At 49.3% G+C, this 375-nt stretch carries 1 protein-coding gene; it reads right to left on the reverse strand.

From position 1 onward, the window contains the following. Positions 1-366: PRTRC system protein E (locus tag NW211_RS14020; RefSeq protein WP_258328293.1), on the reverse strand; the 366-nt coding region annotated here is incomplete at its 3' end. Positions 367-375: the final 9 nt, after the last annotated feature.

Raw genomic sequence — 375 nt, forward strand, 5'->3', positions numbered from 1 at the left:
TGCCTTCTTCATATGCTTCTCGTACTTCTCACGCTTCTCCTTCTCCTCCTTGGTCTCCTTGGCCTTGGCATCCTTTGCCGCCTTGCTGTTGGCAGCAGCCTTGTCTGCCTGCTTCTCGAACTCCATCAAATTGGAGATAAGCCCCGTAGCTTTGCGTATAGGCTGCATGATGTGTTGCAGGAACTCTGCATCCATCTCTTCGGGAGTGCCCGTTAGTGTCAGCGGAATGATGTGGTTTGCAGCCTCATCTTTCAGCCCATTAGCCTTCGGCAGTGTTGATACAGTAAGTTGTCCGTTCGCTTTGCGGATGACGAGCGTAAGATCTACGCTCTCGGTCATCATCTGTGAAATTGATGTGAAAAACATAACTTTATA

This window comes from Barnesiella sp. ET7, from assembly GCF_024733785.1.
Taxonomy (GTDB): domain Bacteria; phylum Bacteroidota; class Bacteroidia; order Bacteroidales; family Barnesiellaceae; genus Barnesiella; species Barnesiella merdigallinarum.